This is a genomic window from Acinetobacter lactucae, assembly GCF_001605885.1.
GTDB lineage: Bacteria > Pseudomonadota > Gammaproteobacteria > Pseudomonadales > Moraxellaceae > Acinetobacter > Acinetobacter lactucae.
This window is the reverse complement of record NZ_LRPE01000039.1, coordinates 163,182-179,868: the sequence shown is the minus strand read 5'-3', so window position 1 is coordinate 179,868 and position 16,687 is coordinate 163,182. Positions and strand designations below refer to the sequence as shown.

12 protein-coding genes are annotated in these 16,687 nt (G+C 40.3%); 11 read left to right on the top strand and 1 reads right to left on the bottom strand.

The genetic code is table 11. From position 1 onward, the window contains the following. Positions 1-55: 55 nt before the first annotated feature. Positions 56-388: a DUF7709 family protein gene (locus tag AWW73_RS16830; protein ID WP_016143665.1), complete on the top strand. Its 333-nt coding sequence runs from the start codon at positions 56-58 to the stop codon at positions 386-388. Positions 389-390: 2 nt separating this feature from the next. Next, positions 391-1,215, top strand: coding sequence for a putative RNA methyltransferase (locus AWW73_RS16825; RefSeq protein WP_081409675.1), 825 nt, complete (start codon positions 391-393; stop codon positions 1,213-1,215). A 15-nt stretch (positions 1,216-1,230) separates the two neighbouring features. Here the strand turns inward: AWW73_RS16825 and ponA are convergent, their stop codons facing one another. Continuing rightward, a complete protein-coding gene (gene ponA, locus AWW73_RS16820; RefSeq protein ID WP_062850224.1) occupies positions 1,231-3,792 on the bottom strand; it encodes a penicillin-binding protein PBP1a in 2,562 nt (853 codons plus the stop codon). Positions 3,793-3,953: 161 nt separating this feature from the next. Here ponA and AWW73_RS16815 point away from each other — a divergent pair, with 161 nt between their 5' ends. From AWW73_RS16815 to gltB, 9 genes are all read left to right on the top strand, one after another. After that, positions 3,954-5,012: a pilus assembly protein PilM gene (locus AWW73_RS16815; protein ID WP_016143662.1), complete on the top strand. Its 1,059-nt coding sequence runs from the start codon at positions 3,954-3,956 to the stop codon at positions 5,010-5,012. Continuing rightward, a complete protein-coding gene (locus AWW73_RS16810; RefSeq protein ID WP_016143661.1) occupies positions 5,012-5,653 on the top strand; it encodes a PilN domain-containing protein in 642 nt (213 codons plus the stop codon). The genes AWW73_RS16815 and AWW73_RS16810 overlap by 1 nt, the downstream gene beginning before the upstream one ends. Next, positions 5,650-6,429: a type IV pilus inner membrane component PilO gene (locus tag AWW73_RS16805; protein ID WP_016143660.1), complete on the top strand. Its 780-nt coding sequence runs from the start codon at positions 5,650-5,652 to the stop codon at positions 6,427-6,429. Before AWW73_RS16810 ends, AWW73_RS16805 begins: the two co-directional genes overlap by 4 nt. An 11-nt stretch (positions 6,430-6,440) precedes the next feature. Beyond that, on the top strand, positions 6,441-6,968 hold the full coding sequence (locus AWW73_RS16800; protein ID WP_062850223.1) for a pilus assembly protein PilP: 528 nt from the start codon (positions 6,441-6,443) through the stop codon (positions 6,966-6,968). 62 nt (positions 6,969-7,030) lie between these two features. Continuing rightward, on the top strand, positions 7,031-9,157 hold the full coding sequence (locus AWW73_RS16795; RefSeq protein WP_062850222.1) for a type IV pilus secretin PilQ: 2,127 nt from the start codon (positions 7,031-7,033) through the stop codon (positions 9,155-9,157). An 11-nt stretch (positions 9,158-9,168) separates the two neighbouring features. Then, complete coding sequence (gene aroK / locus AWW73_RS16790) at positions 9,169-9,738, top strand: shikimate kinase AroK (RefSeq protein ID WP_016142884.1); 570 nt, start codon at positions 9,169-9,171, stop codon at positions 9,736-9,738. A gap of 28 nt (positions 9,739-9,766) precedes the next feature. Continuing rightward, positions 9,767-10,849 (top strand): 3-dehydroquinate synthase, encoded by a 1,083-nt coding sequence (gene aroB / locus AWW73_RS16785; protein ID WP_062850221.1) that lies wholly within the window; start codon positions 9,767-9,769, stop codon positions 10,847-10,849. A 16-nt stretch (positions 10,850-10,865) separates the two neighbouring features. Then, entirely contained in the window at positions 10,866-11,747 is an 882-nt protein-coding gene (locus AWW73_RS16780) for a hypothetical protein (protein ID WP_062850220.1), read from the top strand. A 461-nt stretch (positions 11,748-12,208) separates the two neighbouring features. Further along, positions 12,209-16,684, top strand: coding sequence for a glutamate synthase large subunit (gene gltB / locus AWW73_RS16770; RefSeq protein WP_171254655.1), 4,476 nt, complete (start codon positions 12,209-12,211; stop codon positions 16,682-16,684). The last annotated feature ends 3 nt before the right edge of the window (positions 16,685-16,687 follow it).

Here is a 16,687-nt window from a genome sequence, read left to right as displayed (position 1 = left end):
TATTTTAGTGTCAATATAAAGCCAGTTCTACTGGCTTTTTTTATTGGAGAGGTGAATGACAAAAGTTGCTGGTCTAGATCAATTATCTGTGATTAATCAAAAAGTAGTTGGAGAGGGCGAAGTATTACCTCAAGTTGTACTTAAAGATGGAAGTCAGGTTCAAACAGGAACTGTAGCCACAATGCTGCACAATATTGAATTATATAATGCAGGGCAAAGAGGACAAATTGAGGAAGAGTTAAAGATCGCAATTCCAACCTTGGTCAAAGTAGGTCTGTTTGATTTGTTTCAGGTAGATGAGTGGATTAGTGGTACAAATGCAGGCCGTACCTTTGTTGGACTGCATGCAAAGGCTTATTTACAACAAAAAGAACAAGAGAATAATTAAAAGTGGCTAAGCAAATTTTAATGTGTCCTGTGTGTCGTCAGTCCCTAAATTTAACTAAAAGAACTTGGCGATGTGAGCAAGGACATAGTTATGATGTGGCTAAACAAGGTTATGTCAATTTACATGTTGTGCAACATAAACATAGTAAAAACCCAGGGGATACACCCGAGTCAGTAGATGCACGCCGTGCTTTTTTACAAGGGGGTTACTATCAGCCATTACAGCAGGCTGTAGTCGCTTTATTAAAGCAACTCAATGTAAAAGCGATACTCGATATTGGTTGTGGTGAGGGCTACTATACAAGTGCCATGCAGCAAGTCGTTGAGCAGTGTGTTGGTGTTGATATTGCAAAAAATGCCGTACAGCGCGCAGCAAAGGTTAATGCTGAAGTAACTTGGGTTGTAGGAACAGGGGCAACTTTACCTGTGCTAGATCAGAGTATGGATGCCTGCACCAGTTTATTTAGTCCTATTCCGCAAACAGAAATTGCGCGTGTTTTAAAAGATGAGGGTTATTTAATAGTTGTTACGCCTGCCTCGGAACATTTGTATGCCATGCGTGAAGCTCTTTTTGAACAAGTGAATCCTCACACGCCAGAAAAGTTTGTAGAGCAACTACAAGATTTGTTTGAGCTAAAACAAGAGCAAATTATTGATGCGCCTTTTGTGCTTGATCAACAGGCTTTAAAAAATCTGATTGCTATGACGCCTTATGCTTACAAAGCTTCTCCTGAGCGTCGCTTGCAGTTAGAGCAGCAAGCACAATTAGAAGTAACAGCATCTTTTCAAATTTATGTCTTTCAGAAGCGCAATAAAAAAGCCATCTAACGATGGCTTTTTCTATTATTCAATCTGATTAATCAGATTTTCTAATTCATCTTTTTCACGCTTAGGCGCAGGCTCCTGTGAAGGTTTCATAGCAGGAGGTGCAGCCTTAGATGGAATAACAATTTCTTCACCCGGTAAATCAGAGAAGTCATTGTCATTGCTCAGTTTCGGTTGTGGAGGTGCTGGGCGATAAAGTGGACGTGCTAATGGGGGAGCTGCACGATAAGTTTTCTTATCGCCTACTTCAGTAACGGTTTGTTGTTTGTCACGAGAAATAGGGCCTTGAGCATCTTTATCTAAACGAACCCAAGCTGCTGGCGTACCTTGTAATGCTTGACCCATAAAATTAATCCAGATTGGTAATGCAGCAATACCACCATATTCACGGCGGCCAAGCGTAGTCGGTTGGTCAAAACCAACCCATGCTACAGTCACTAACTTGCCGTTGAAGCCTGCAAACCATGCATCTTTTGCATCATTCGTAGTACCTGTTTTACCACCTAAATCACTACGGCCAATTTTAAGTGCAGCACGACCTGTACCATGCTCAATTACATCACGTAAGATGTTCGCCATATCATAAGCAGAGCTTGATTTTAAAATACGTTGAGCTTGGCGATATTGACTATTGTTTTTGTCAGTCTGTTTAAGATTAAGCTGCTTAGCTGCGTTTTCTTTCTGTTCTATGTCTTTATTCGTAACTTCAATGACTTCATCATCAGTCGTTTTAGGTTTTTGCTCTTCATCCGTTGTATCAGGTGCATTAATACATGGAATACATGCGTATTCTGGTTTGGCTTCATAAATGACTTTGCCGTAAGCATCTTCAATACGTTGAATGAAATGCGGTTGAACACGGTAGCCGCCGTTTGCAAACGTTGCATAACCAGTTGCCATTTGAATTGGTAATACTTGAGGAGTACCTAAGGCAATGGTGTAGTTACGTGGAATTTGATCTTCTTGTAAACCAAAATCCATAAATAATTGGCGAGTACGTTCAATCCCTACGGTTTGTAGAAGTCTTACTGATACGGTGTTACGAGACAAATATAAAGCACGACGTAATGGGATCATACCTAAGTAACGCCCATCAGAGTTTCGTGGTGTCCATTTACCAATCGTAATTGGACTATCATTCACCATACTATAGGGGGTCATACCTCTTTCTAATGCTAAAGCATAGAGGAATGGTTTGATCGTAGACCCAGGTTGACGCCAACCTTGTAGCGCGCGGTTAAATTTTGATTGGTAGAAGTTATAACCACCTACAATTGCTTCAATTGAACCATCGTTAGGATTGATGGCAATGAGTTGACCTTGAACTTTTGGAACCTGAACTAAAGACCATGCTGTTTTATTATCATTTGGGCGTAAACGAACAATATCTTTAACTTTCACAATTTGAGATGCACGTGAAGGAGCCCCACCTACACTATTTGCACTACGATAGGGACGTGCCCATGACATGCCTGACCACTGAACAGTAACGGTTGAGCCATCTTGCATTAATGCTTCAAAAGAGCTGCTATTTACCTTAGTGACTTGTGCAGGATAAGTGTTGGCATATGCTCTAAATTCAGTTAACGGTTTATCATGTGCTTCTGCACCACGCCAGCCATGACGACGGTCATAAGCTTCAAGACCATCTTGCACAGCTTTTTCTGCAATTGCTTGACGTTTAGCATTAATTGTTGTGTAAACTTTATAACCAGAATCAATCGCTTGTTCACCAAAATGCTTTACAAGTTCTGAACGAACCATTTCCCCAGCATAGGGATGAATATTATTTAAATCCCGATTGGGCATGTTTAAATTAATCGGCTCTGCAACTGCTTTTTGATATTCTGCTTGAGAAATATAACCCAGCTGTAACATACGGCCTAAAATCCAGTTACGTCGTTCGAGTGCGCGCTCAGGATTAACTACAGGGTTATATTTAGAAGGTGCTTTTGGCAAACCTGCGATCATTGCCATTTGAGCAATGCTGAGCTCATTAATGCTTTTGTTATAATAAATTTTAGCTGCTGCCGCGATACCATACGCATTTTTCCCTAAGAAGATTTTATTCACATAGAGACTGAGAATTTCTTCTTTAGACAAATTTTGCTCAATTTTTCGAGCCAAAAAGATTTCGGTTATTTTACGTTTTAAGGTTCTTTCTGGACTCAAATAATAGTTCTTTGCAACTTGCATGGTGATCGTTGAACCACCAGTTTGCACATCTGAACCCGTCACACTTTCGCTCAGAGCTCGACCTAATCCCTTAAAACTAATCCCGCTATGTTCAAAGAAAGAAGAATCTTCTGCTGCTAAAAATGCATGGATGAAAGCAGGAGGAATTTGTTTGTATTCAACCGGAATAGAAAGCTTACCACCGTACTCCGCAATCAGTTGATTATCTGAAGTATAGACCTGTAGTGGTTTTAAAAGCGGAGCTTTTTTTAGTGAACTCATTTCTGGAAGCGATGGGGCGATATAGAGATACATGCCATAAAAGCCCATCGGAAGTGAGACTAAGATAATAATAATGATCAAAAAAATTGGACGCACGAAGCCCAAACTGGATAGCTTTTTCATGATAAGTAAGCTTTAATAAGATCGAATACAAACTAATTGCGGTCAGTATAGCCTTTAGACATGCGGATTGTTAGATGAGATATTGTATCCGTGTAAAAATAAAGATCGAGATTATTGGTTTGTAATTTTTTTTGGGGATAAAAAAATAATAGGACAATAGTGTGCTCAGGTTATATCGTAAACCGAATAAGGGGTTAATGGGTGTCGATATTAGTTCGACTTCTGTTAAGTTGTTAGAGCTCTCTGTTAAGAACGGTAAATATTGGGTGGAAAGCTATGCTTTAACACCTTTACCTGAGAACAGTGTAGTTGAAAAAAATATCTTGAATCCTGAAGCAGTTGCAGAAGCTTTGGAAAGGGCGATGAATTTAGCAAATCCCCAAACCAGTAACGCTGCAATTGCTGTTCCAACATCGACGGTTATTCATAAAACTATCGAAATGGATGCAGATATGAACGATGATGAGCGTGAAGTTCAGATTCGATTAGATGCGGAGCAATATATACCGTTCCCTTTGGATGAGGTGAGCCTTGATTTTGAGGTTTTACCAGATCGACTGCCAAATCCAAATCGTGTGAATGTACTTTTAGTCGCAACGCGCACAGAAAATGTTGAAACACGCGTAGAAGTACTGGAACTGGTAGATTTAACGCCTAAACTTGCTGATGTCGAGAGTTATGCTGTCGAGCGTGCTTTTAGTGTGTTTGCTGATAGCTTACCCATGGGTGCAAGTACCATTGGTATTTTAGATATTGGCCATACCATGACCACATTATCGGTTATGCAAAATGGCAAAATCATTTACACCCGTGAACAAGTCTTTGGCGGTAAACAGCTTACTTTGGAAATTCAAAGTCGTTATGGTTTGTCATTAGAAGAAGCGGGACGCGCTAAAAAGGAACGTTCTTTACCAGATGATTATGACATCGAAATCTTAGAACCATTTCTAGATGCTGTAGTTCAGCAAGCTGCTAGATCTCTACAATTTTTCTTCTCTTCATCCCAATTCAATGAAATAGATCATATTTTGCTTGCAGGTGGTAATGCCAACATTCCAGGCCTTGCGAAATTGTTGCAGCAAAAACTTGGTTACCGAGTCACTATTGCTAATCCGTTTTTACAAATGGGCTTTTCTCCTCAAGTCGATATTCAAAAAATTGAAAATGATGCCTCATCATTAATGGTGGCGTGTGGCTTGGCCTTAAGGAGTTTTGATTAATGGCAACAATTAATTTACTCCCTTGGCGTGATGGGCTTCGGGAGCAGCGCAAAAAACAATTTATTATTTTATGTTTTGGGGTCGTTGTTTTGGGGATAACCACTGTATTTTCTGGGTGGTTTTATTTGAATCAAAAACTCAGTGATCAAGAACAAGCGAATCAACTCATTATCAGTACAAACCAGAATCTAGATCAACAGCTTAAAACCTTAAATGGCTTGCAAGAACAGCGTGACGCAATTATTGAGCGTATGAAGCTCATTCAAGGCTTACAAAGCCAGCGTCCAGTCGTTGTACGTTTGGTGGATGAATTGGTACGCGTGACTCCAGCAGCCATGTATTTGACTAAATTCAGCCGAACTGGAGATAAATTTACCATTGAAGGTAAAGCGGAAAGTCCAAATACAGTTGCAGAGTTATTACGTAATCTCGAAGCATCACCATGGTATCGCAACGCTTTTATGAATTCTTTCTTAGCGACTGAAGAGAAAAAAGATAAGGCTGTAAGTTCTTTGCTTCCTCGAGTAGAAGATAGCTATGGCAGTTTTGTTGTTACTGTTGATGTAGGGGAAATGGGAGTGACTACAACAGATGATACCGCCAATACGTCTGTAGGTACGGATAAGGAGGTAGCAAAATGAGTCCTCATGAACTTCATGAGCTGTCTTTAGAACAAGCTCCATCTAAGAAAAAAAAGATCACTTTAGAAAAATTTCTTCAGCAATTTAATACACTCGATATGAACAGCTATGGCAGTTGGCCATTATCTGTGAAAATTACGTGTTGGATTTTTATTTTCTTTGCTGTATTGGCCTTGGGCTATTTTGTTACTATCCAGCCAAAGCTCCAAGCAATTGATAATGCTCAGGCACAAGAAAGTAATTTATTAAATGAGTTTCGAGAAAAAGACTCAAAATTACGTAACTTGCAGCAATATCAGCTTCAACTTCAAGAAATGCAAGCCAACTTCAATCAGCAGTTAGAACAATTGCCAAAAGAAACCGAAATTCCAAGTTTAGTTGAAGATATTAACTTAACGGGAGTGAATTCTGGTCTGAAGTTTAAAAATATCCGTTTAGAAGATGAAGTGAAGCAGGAAATTTTTATTGAACAGCCGATTACGATTGAGGCAACAGGCGATTATCACGCTTTCGGTGCTTTCGTGAGCAGTATTGCGGCATTACCGCGTATTGTGACGATGCATGATTTTATTGTTGAAGCTGCTCCTGTTAAGGATAGTAAATCAGATATTCCTGTGCTTAATTATTCTATCAAAGCAAAAACTTATCGCTATATGGGCGCTGGGGAAAACCAAAATAATAATGACCCACAAGGGGGAAATGGTGAGACGCAAGCCAACACCTCCGATAGCCATAATGTAAATATTCCTTCTATCAAGAAGTCAAAGCGAAAGTAGGAGGATAATTAATGAAATTAAAGAAAATTTTACTTTCTCTTGGGGTGGGCTTGGTTTTAGTCGGATGCGACTCGAGAATTGATGCCGTAAATCAGCAAATGGCCGACATACGTAATCAGCCACCGCAAGCTATAAAGCCAGCGCCTGTTTTTACACCTGTCCCACAGTTTAATTATGCAGCCCATCAGTTAAAGAGCCCATTTTTACCAAGCTCGCTTGCTGCTGAACTCAAGATTATGGCGGGAAAACGGGTATATCCGAATTTCTCACGAGCACCTCAACCCCTTGAAAGCTATGCATTAGAATCCTTAAATATGAAAGGCAGCATGCGTAACAGCCGCGGGCAAGTCATGGCTCTGATCCAAACACCTGATCAACAAATTGAGCGAGTACAGGTCGGGAACTATATCGGGATGAATCAAGGTCGAATTACCCATATTGGTCCGACTCAGATTGATCTGGTGGAAATTATCCCTGATGGACGAGAAGGCTATGTGGAAAGACCAAGAACCTTAGTGTTAATTGGACCCGCACCCTAAAATTTAGGGAATAACAAAGAAAAAATTATTTTTAAAGATTATTTATTGGGGATGGTTAGACAATGAATCACGTATTCCGTCAGTTTTCTATGGGAGCTGTAGCAATTGCAATTATGCAGGTTGCGTCTGCACAGGTCAGCATGATTAATATTGTACCGACGCAAATAGCGGGTCAGGGTACGGAAATTCGAGTGATGTTTAATGGTTTGCCGCCGCAACCACAAGCATATCAACTTGAAAATCCTTCACGTTTGATTTTAGATTTTAATAAAGCGCAGCAGAATCTCACACAGTCAAAAGTAGCGATTGGAACGAATGAGGCGAGCTCTGTCGATGTAAGCTCTGATAATCAGCGTTCACGTTTGACTGTAAATTTAAAAGAAGCAGGTGCTTTTACTACTCGTATTGAAGGCAATACTTTTATTTTAAAAATTAATACAGCTCAAGCTATAGCGAAGCCCGCACAAACAAGTGTGATGCAACCCCAAGGTGTTTCAAATATTGGCTTTCAGCGCGGTGGTCAAGGAGAAGGCCTTATTGTTATCGATTTGCTAGGTAGTAATACCCCTGTTGATGTGCAGCAACAAGGTAGCAAAGTTGTAGTAAAAACATTAGGTTCTAAAATTCCCGCGCATTTAGCTAAACGCTTAAATGTTAATGATTTTGCTACGCTTGTTTCGACAATTGAATCTTATAACGAAAAAGGCAATGGTGTTATTACGATCCAATCCACTGGTAGCTATGAATATATGGCTTATCAGGCGGAAAATAAATTAACCATTAGCCTAAAGCGTCCTCAAGATAAAACTGTAAACCCTTCATCTAAGCCATCTAATTATTCTGGGAATAAACTTTCTCTTGATTTCCAAGATATTGAAGTTCGACGCGTTTTACAATTATTGGCAGATTTTACTGGCATTAATATGGTTGCGGCTGACAGTGTGCAAGGGAACATCACTTTACGTTTAAAAGACGTTCCATGGGACCAAGCACTTGATATTATTTTAAAAACTAAAAATTTAGATAAACGTAGAAATGGTAACGTTATTTGGATTGCTCCAGTCGCTGAGTTAATCAAAGCAGAAGATGATGAAGCAAAAGCTTTAGCACAAACTATTAAATTAGCACCGATCCAAACGGATTATATTCGTTTGAACTATGCAAAAGCAGCAGATGTGCTGAAGCTAATTGAAGATACCCGGGATGGTAAGACTGCTGTCGCAAACCGTACCTCAAATTCAGACTCTCTTGCTTTAGAAAGTTTATTGAGCTTCCGAGGTAGTGCTGTTGCTGATACGCGTACCAACACTTTGATTATAAATGATACTTCCCAGAACATTGATAAAGTTCGTAAAATGATTGATTTGATTGATGTGCAGATCAAACAAGTCATGGTTGAAGCTCGTATTGTAAGAGCCTCTACTTCTTTTACGAAAGAACTCGGCGTTAAATGGGGCATATTATCGCAAGGGATTACTAACAATAATAATTTGTTAGTTGGTGGGAGTGAAACGACCTTGTGGAATCTAAGAGAACCTAAAAAAGATGAAACCACAGGTGGTTACAAATACACGATTGAACGTCCAGATAATTTAAATGTCGATTTAGGGGTAACTAATCCAGCTGGAAGTATTGCCTTTGGCTTGATCAGTATGTCGGATTTCATGCTTGATCTTGAACTTTCTGCCCTACAAGCTGATGGCTATGGTGAGGTAATTTCCACACCTAAAGTGATGACCGCAGATAAACAATCTGCCAGAGTGGCGACAGGTCAACAAGTCCCTTATCAAACCACAACGAATTCTGCTGCTGGCGCTACAGCAAGTACTTCTTTTAAAGATGCGCTTTTAAGCCTGGACGTTACTCCGAGCATTACCCCTGACGGTAAAATTCAAATGAAATTGGATATTTCAAAGGATTCTGTTGCTGGTGAAGCACCTAATGGTGAGTTAATTTTAAATAAAAATAATATCAATACCAATGTACTGGTCAATAATGGTGAAACTGTTATTTTAGGAGGGGTATTTGAGCAGACGACTTCTAACTCACAAACCAAGGTTCCTTTCTTTGGAGACATTCCTGTAGTTGGGCGTTTATTTAGAAAAGATGTGAAATCTGATGATAAGCAAGAGTTATTGATTTTCGTTACGCCACGAATTGTTAATGACACTTTGGTGAGAAATCATTAATATATTTTTTAATGAAAGCAATTGAAATAGGTGGCGCCTTGCCAAGCAAAGCGTTTGAAACCCTGCCAAATATTTATTTGGTAGGGCCCATGGGGGCAGGAAAAACAACCGTTGGACGTCATTTAGCCGAACTATTAGGGCGTGAATTTTTAGATAGTGATCATGAAATTGAACGCAAAACAGGCGCCACTATTCCCTGGATTTTTGAGAAAGAAGGGGAAATTGGATTTCGTACTCGTGAAACCGTAGTCATAAATGAGTTGACCTCCCGTAAGGCCTTAGTATTAGCGACAGGAGGAGGGGCGATTACTCAAGCACCCAATCGCGAATTTCTAAAGCAACGTGGTATAGTTGTTTATCTGTACACCCCCGTAGAATTACAATTACAACGAACTTATCGTGATAAAAACAGACCTCTATTACAAGTTGAAAACCCTGAACAAAAATTACGTGATTTGTTAAAAATACGTGACCCTTTATATCGTGAAGTTGCGCATTACACGATTGAAACCAATCAGGGTGCTGCTCGTGATCTTGCTCAAAAGATTTTGCAACTTATTTTGTCCAACCCGCTAAAATAGCCAAACTTACTTGTGGTTTTATAAACTCATGCAAACTTTACATGTTGAATTAGGCGAACGCCGTTATCCTATTTTTATTGGCAGTCAACTGGATCCTAAGCAGTTGCTTGAGCCTTATCTTCATGGTCAACAGGTTATGATCGTGAGTAACGAAACGGTTGCTCCTTTATATTTATCTCATTATCAAGAAGCTTTAAAAAGTTTAGGTAAAACTGTAGCGACTTGCATTTTGCCAGATGGTGAGAAATATAAAGATATTCAACATTTAAATTTGATTTTTGATGCTTTACTTGAAGCTGGTTTTAATCGTGATTGTACGGTTTTAGCTTTGGGTGGTGGTGTTATTGGTGATATGGCCGGCTTTGCATCGGCATGTTTCCAGCGTGGTGTTTATTTTGTTCAAGTTCCAACTACGCTCCTTTCACAAGTAGACTCAAGTGTGGGTGGTAAAACAGGTATTAATCATCCTCTTGGTAAGAACATGTTGGGCGCATTTCAGCAACCTCAAGTTGTTTTGGCTGATATGGCTCAACTCGATACTTTACCTGATCGAGAGTTATCTGCTGGATTATCAGAAGTCATTAAATATGCTTTGTTAGGCGACGCTGATTTTCTGGTTTGGTTAGAGCAGAATATGGATGGGTTAATTGGACGAGATGCTGAACTTTTAGCAGAATCAGTTTATCGTTCATGTGCTCATAAAGCACGAATTGTTGCCAACGATGAAAAAGAGCAAGGCGAAAGAGCTTTACTGAACTTAGGCCATACTTTTGGTCATGCGATTGAATCTTACCTTGGTTATGGTACTTGGTTACATGGTGAAGCAGTAGCGACTGGCATGGTGATGGCAACTGATTTATCACAACGTTTAGGTTGGATTTCAAGCGATGATGTAGAGCGTACAAAAAAAATTATTCAACGCGCTAATTTGCCGATATCATGTCCAAAAATTCCATTGGATGAATTCCTTGGATATATGGCGCATGATAAGAAAGTCCTCAATGGTCAATTACGTTTAGTGTTGTTAAAACAACTTGGAAAAGCAGTAATTACCAAAGACTTTGATGTTGAGCTCATGAAACAAGCTATTTTGGCGAATCAACACGGATAATAAATTAAGGTAACACATGACTGTATCACGTACACTTTGGCAGAATGTTCAACAATATATCTGGTTGGTGGGTGGTATCGTCTGCTTGTTTTTGGCTTTTATTTTTTGGGTAATGACCGATAGTAAGAAGCTTGTTGAAGTTGAAAAAGCAGCTGATTCAGATACGCCAGTGCAAATTCAGCCGGAAAAAGTAGCAACAACGGCTAACTTAGGGGCTTTAGCTGATGAAGTTAGGCCTCTTGATTTAACAACCCGTACAGTCGCTTCAGGTCAGCACGAGGCTGAGTTTCGTGGTACAAAGTTCATTAATGAAAACAAGAAACAATGGACGCTTGAGCTTTTCCGCGCGTCTGATGAAGATATTGTTAAAAACTTTTTAAAAAATCGTAATGATCGTAATAAATTTATCTACTTCCGTTTAAGTGGAGAGAAGCAATCTGAACAATATGTTTTGACATATGGGGTGTTTAAACGTTCTGAAGATGCAATTCAGCAGTTAACCCAACTTAATCTTGATTTACCTGAATCAATTAAACCTCAACCGCAACAATTCTCTACATATGCGCCATTAGTTAATGATTTAGGGGCGGATGAGATGAAAGGTGGCATTAGTCAAACTTATGAAGTGCGGTTACGTCCTGCTGCCTTACCTAAAATTGATGAGTCTTTGCTCATAGGGACCGGGGTAGGTGGAGCTGTGAATACATCACCTAAAGTGGCTGCTCCTTCAACAAACTCTACAACTCGAACAACCATTATTCGTCGAGATGCTGAAGGGAATGTTGTGGATGTACATCAGTCTAATTCAGCTGCTGATGCGGCTAAAAGGGTTCAACAAAATCGTACAACTGAACCTTCTACGAAAAATGCAACAAATGAGGGCACACGAGGCAATTAATTATAAGTATAAATTGCACGAATATAGTGCAAAAAGAGGACGAGCATATATTTTTTGATCTTCTGTGGTGCATATTTAGTCATTTATTAAAATGATAACGCGAATAAAACCTAGCTATTTTTAACAAAAATAAATACTTAAATTATAAAAATCATATTGGCATAGTTTTTGCTTTATTCTTGTGCTTATTAATGTGCTGTAAACTATTTTGGCGCTCTAAAGAGTGAATTCTATGCAGAGTCGTGGGGTCGAACTGCTTTAAAAGAGTGCGAAATAAGTCAAAACATTTTTCTAGCAAAAACCAGTGTACGTAAAAATGGAACAGCGTATATTGGCTTATCAGCCCAAAATTTTTTTTTGTGAAACATTGAGCTAACTGTCGTCCGTAGGCACTATCGCAAAAAGAAGTTGTTTGTTTGACGCTCGAAAGAGCCTTATTGAAAGAAGGGTACGCTATGCACATGCCATCGCCTAATACTGTAGCTCCCGCTCAAGGTTTATATCAGCCTGATGAGTTTAAGGATAACTGTGGTTTTGGACTGATCGCCCATATGAAGGGTGAATCAAGTCATCATCTTGTAGAAACCGCGATTCACAGTTTAAGTTGCATGACGCACCGTGGTGGTATTGCCGCAGATGGCAAGACGGGAGATGGTTGCGGCTTATTATTGGCGATGCCAAAGCAATTTTTTCGTGATGAAGCAAAAAAACTGAGTGATATTACACTGAGTGAGATTTTTGCTGTAGGTACGGTATTTCTAAATATTGATCCGGCATTAGCGCAACATTCTAAAAATATTTTAAATAAAGAAATTGAGGCAGAAGGCTTACGCGTACTGGCTTGGCGTGTTGTCCCGACTAATAACGATGCACTAGGTGAAATTGCACTTCAATCTCTCCCTGCTTTTGAACAGGTTATTGTGAACTGTCCAATGGGAGTAACTGAGGTTGAGTTTAACCGTAAATTATTCTTGGCACGTCGCCGTGCAGAACAACAATTACAAAATGATCCATTATTTTATGTGACTACGCTTTGTTCGACAGTGATCAGCTATAAAGGCTTGATGATGCCGGCTGCAATTGCTGAGTTCTATACAGACTTGGCAGATGAGCGTTTAAAATCACATATTGTGGTATTCCACCAACGCTTCTCCACCAATACATTACCGCGTTGGCCTTTGGCTCAACCATTCCGTTACCTTGCTCATAATGGTGAAATCAACACAATTACAGCAAACCGTAACTGGGCATTGGCGCGTACTCCTAAATTTGAAAACCCATTATTACCTGGTCTTACTGAGCTTAACCCAATCGTTAACCGTACAGGTTCGGACTCTTCAAGCTTAGATAACATGCTTGAGATCTTGGTGGGTGGTGGTATGGATTTATTCCGTGCCTTACGTATGCTCGTACCACCAGCTTGGCAAAACGTAGAAACTTTAGATGCAGACTTACGCGCATTTTATGAGTTCAACTCTAAACATATGGAAGCTTGGGATGGCCCAGCTGGTCTTGTTATTCAAGATGGCCGTCATGCGATCTGTATGCTTGACCGTAACGGTTTGCGTCCTGCGCGTTGGGTAATTACCAAAAATGATTACATTACCTTGGCATCTGAAATAGGTGTTTGGGGTTATGAGCCTGAAGATGTAGTTTCTAAAGGCCGTGTAGGCCCTGGTCAAATTTTGGTAGTTGATACCTTAACAGGTAAAGTACTTGATACTAAAGATGTTAGTACGCATTTGAAAAACATGCGCCCGTACCGTGAGTGGTTACGTGATCATGCGATTCGTTTAAATGCAAACCCAGAACTTGAAGAACAATTAATCGATAAAGGCTTAACTGGCGATGCTTTAAAAGCGGCTCAAAAAATGTTTATGGTGACATTTGAAGAGCGTGACCAGTTGTTACGTCCAATCGCTGAGAGCGGACAAGAAGCTGTTGGTTCAATGGGTGATGATACGCCAATGGCTGTATTGTCTCGTCAAGTACGACACGTGACAGATTATTTCCGTCAACAGTTTGCTCAAGTGACAAACCCGCCAATTGACCCGCTACGTGAGTCAATTGTAATGTCGCTCGAAACCTGTTTGGGTCGTGAGCAGAATGTATTTGAGCAAGGTCCTGAGCATGCTGACCGTATCATCATCTCTAGCCCTGTATTGTCAAATTCAAAAATGCAGCAAATCCGTAGCATTGAGCGTCCGGGTTATGAAGCAGTTGATATCAATTTAAACTATGCTGAAGAAGAAGGTTTGCAAGCTGCAATCACACGTATCTGTGAAGAAGCAGCACAAGCAGTTCGTGACGGCAAGACTTTAATCGTTTTAACAGATAAAAATATCCGTCAAGGTTTATTGCCAGCAAATGCAGCACTTGCAACAGGTGCAGTACACCATTACCTCATCAAAACTGGTTTACGTACTGATGCAAACATCATGGTTGAAACTGGTTTTGCACGTGATCCGCACCAATTTGCGGTATTACTTGGTTTTGGTGCAACCGCAGTTTATCCATACCTTGCATATGACGTGATCAATGATTTGATTGCTAAAGGTGAGCTTTTAGGTGATCCAATCCATGCGCAAGCAAACTTCCGTAAAGGTATTGAGAAAGGCTTATTAAAAGTTCTTTCAAAAATGGGTATCTCTACAGTTGCTTCTTATCGCGGTGGTCAGCTTTTTGAAGCGGTAGGTTTGTCATCTGAAGTTGTTGATCAATGTTTCTTGGGCGTTCCAAGCCGTATTCAGGGCGCAACCTTTGCTGACCTTGAAAAAGACCAGAAAAAATTAGCAGCGACAGCTTGGTCAAATCGTAAGCCAATTGATCAAGGTGGTTTGCTTAAGTTCGTATTTGATAAAGAGTATCATGCGTTCAATCCAGACGTGATTAACTCATTACACAAAGCAGTTCGGTCTGGTAAATACGAAGACTTTAAAGAATATGCTGAGTTGGTAAATAACCGTCCAGTAGCGACAATCCGTGACTTATTTAAGCTAAAAACAACGAATTCAATTCCAGTTGAGCAAGTTGAATCAGTTGAAGATATCTTACCTCGTTTTGACTCGGCAGGTATGTCTTTAGGTGCTCTTTCTCCAGAAGCACATGAAGCAATTGCAATCGCGATGAACACGATTGGTGGCCGTTCAAACTCTGGTGAAGGCGGTGAAGATCCTGTTCGCTACGGAACAATTCGTAACTCGAAAATCAAACAGATCGCATCTGGTCGTTTTGGTGTAACTCCTGCATATCTAACTTCTGCTGAAGTATTGCAAATTAAAGTTGCTCAAGGTGCAAAACCAGGTGAGGGTGGTCAGTTACCAGGTGGTAAAGTAAATGGCTTAATCGCGCGTTTACGTTACTCGGTACCAGGTGTAACGCTAATTTCACCTCCGCCACATCACGACATTTACTCAATTGAAGATTTGTCTCAGTTAATTTTTGACTTGAAACAAGTTAACCCGAAAGCAATGGTATCTGTGAAATTGGTATCTGAACCGGGTGTGGGAACAATTGCAGCTGGTGTTGCAAAAGCTTATGCAGACTTCATTACCATTTCAGGTTATGACGGTGGTACAGCAGCATCTCCACTTTCTTCAATTCACCATGCGGGTTCTCCATGGGAATTGGGTCTTAGTGAGGCACATCAAGCACTTCGTGTAAACGATTTGCGCGGGAAAGTACGTGTACAAACAGATGGTGGTCTAAAAACTGGTCTTGATGTGATCAAGGCAGCAATTTTAGGTGCTGAAAGTTTTGGCTTTGGTTCAACACCAATGATCGCTTTAGGTTGTAAATACCTCCGTATTTGTCACTTAAATAACTGTGCAACCGGTGTTGCAACGCAGCAAGATCATTTACGTCAAGAACACTACATTGGCGAGCCGCAAATGCTCATCAACTTCTTCCACTTTATTGCGGAAGAAACTCGTGAATGGTTGGCTGCATTAGGTGTTTCTTCATTGAAAGACTTAATTGGTCGTGTTGATTTGCTTGAAGTATTACCGGGTGAAACTGAAAAACATGCTCACCTTGATTTAAGTGCATTGTTAACCTCACATCCTTCTGCTGAAGGTAAAGCACAGTACTGTGAGGTACAAGGTAATGCACCATTTGATAAAGGTGTATTGGCTGAGAAAATGGTTGCTGAAATGCTTCCTGCAATTGAGTCAAGTGCTGGTGGTCAGTTCAACTTCAACGTCGTGAACTGTGACCGTTCAATCGGTGCTCGTGTGTCAGGTGAAATTGCTCGTCGCTACGGCAACTTGGGTATGGAAGCACATCCAGTTGTAATGAACTTAACTGGTACAGCTGGTCAGTCTCTTGGTGTTTGGAATGCTGGTGGTTTACACATCCGTCTTGAAGGTGATGCAAACGACTATGTAGGTAAAGGTATGGCTGGTGGTCGTATTTCGATTTTCCCACCACAAGGTTCACCTTTCCAAACACAAAACACAGCAATTATTGGTAACACCTGTTTGTATGGTGCAACTGGCGGTAAGCTTTTTGCAGCAGGTACAGCGGGTGAGCGTTTTGCAGTTCGTAACTCTGGCGCATTTGCTGTAATCGAAGGTGCGGGTGATCACTGCTGTGAATATATGACAGGTGGTGTTGTGACTGTACTTGGTAAAGTAGGCCATAACTTTGGTGCGGGCATGACTGGTGGTTTTGCTTATGTACTTGACCTCGATAATGACTTCGTAGATTACTACAACCACGAGTTGATTGATTTAAATCGTATTTCAACAGAATCTATGGAAGATCATAAAGAGTTCTTGTTGCGTATTATCGATGAGCACATCAAAGAAACTGGTAGTGCTTGGGCTTATAAAATCCGCAATGAGTTCGATTTCTACAGCCGTAAATTCTGGCTTGTGAAACCAAAAGCTGCTAACTTGCAAACGCTTTTGAAAACAACACAAGCTGACCCACAATAATTC

What these genes read in the sequence shown, in the direction of transcription:
- AWW73_RS16830 (WP_016143665.1), top strand. Translation starts at nt 56, where the DNA reads ATGACAAAAGTTGCTGGTCTAGATCAATTATCTGTGATTAATCAAAAA.
- ponA (WP_062850224.1), bottom strand. Translation starts at nt 3,792, where the DNA reads ATGAAAAAGCTATCCAGTTTGGGCTTCGTGCGTCCAATTTTTTTGATC.
- AWW73_RS16810 (WP_016143661.1), top strand. Translation starts at nt 5,012, where the DNA reads ATGGCAACAATTAATTTACTCCCTTGGCGTGATGGGCTTCGGGAGCAG.
- AWW73_RS16805 (WP_016143660.1), top strand. Translation starts at nt 5,650, where the DNA reads ATGAGTCCTCATGAACTTCATGAGCTGTCTTTAGAACAAGCTCCATCT.
- AWW73_RS16800 (WP_062850223.1), top strand. Translation starts at nt 6,441, where the DNA reads ATGAAATTAAAGAAAATTTTACTTTCTCTTGGGGTGGGCTTGGTTTTA.
- AWW73_RS16795 (WP_062850222.1), top strand. Translation starts at nt 7,031, where the DNA reads ATGAATCACGTATTCCGTCAGTTTTCTATGGGAGCTGTAGCAATTGCA.
- aroK (WP_016142884.1), top strand. Translation starts at nt 9,169, where the DNA reads ATGAAAGCAATTGAAATAGGTGGCGCCTTGCCAAGCAAAGCGTTTGAA.
- aroB (WP_062850221.1), top strand. Translation starts at nt 9,767, where the DNA reads ATGCAAACTTTACATGTTGAATTAGGCGAACGCCGTTATCCTATTTTT.
- AWW73_RS16780 (WP_062850220.1), top strand. Translation starts at nt 10,866, where the DNA reads ATGACTGTATCACGTACACTTTGGCAGAATGTTCAACAATATATCTGG.
- gltB (WP_171254655.1), top strand. Translation starts at nt 12,209, where the DNA reads ATGCCATCGCCTAATACTGTAGCTCCCGCTCAAGGTTTATATCAGCCT.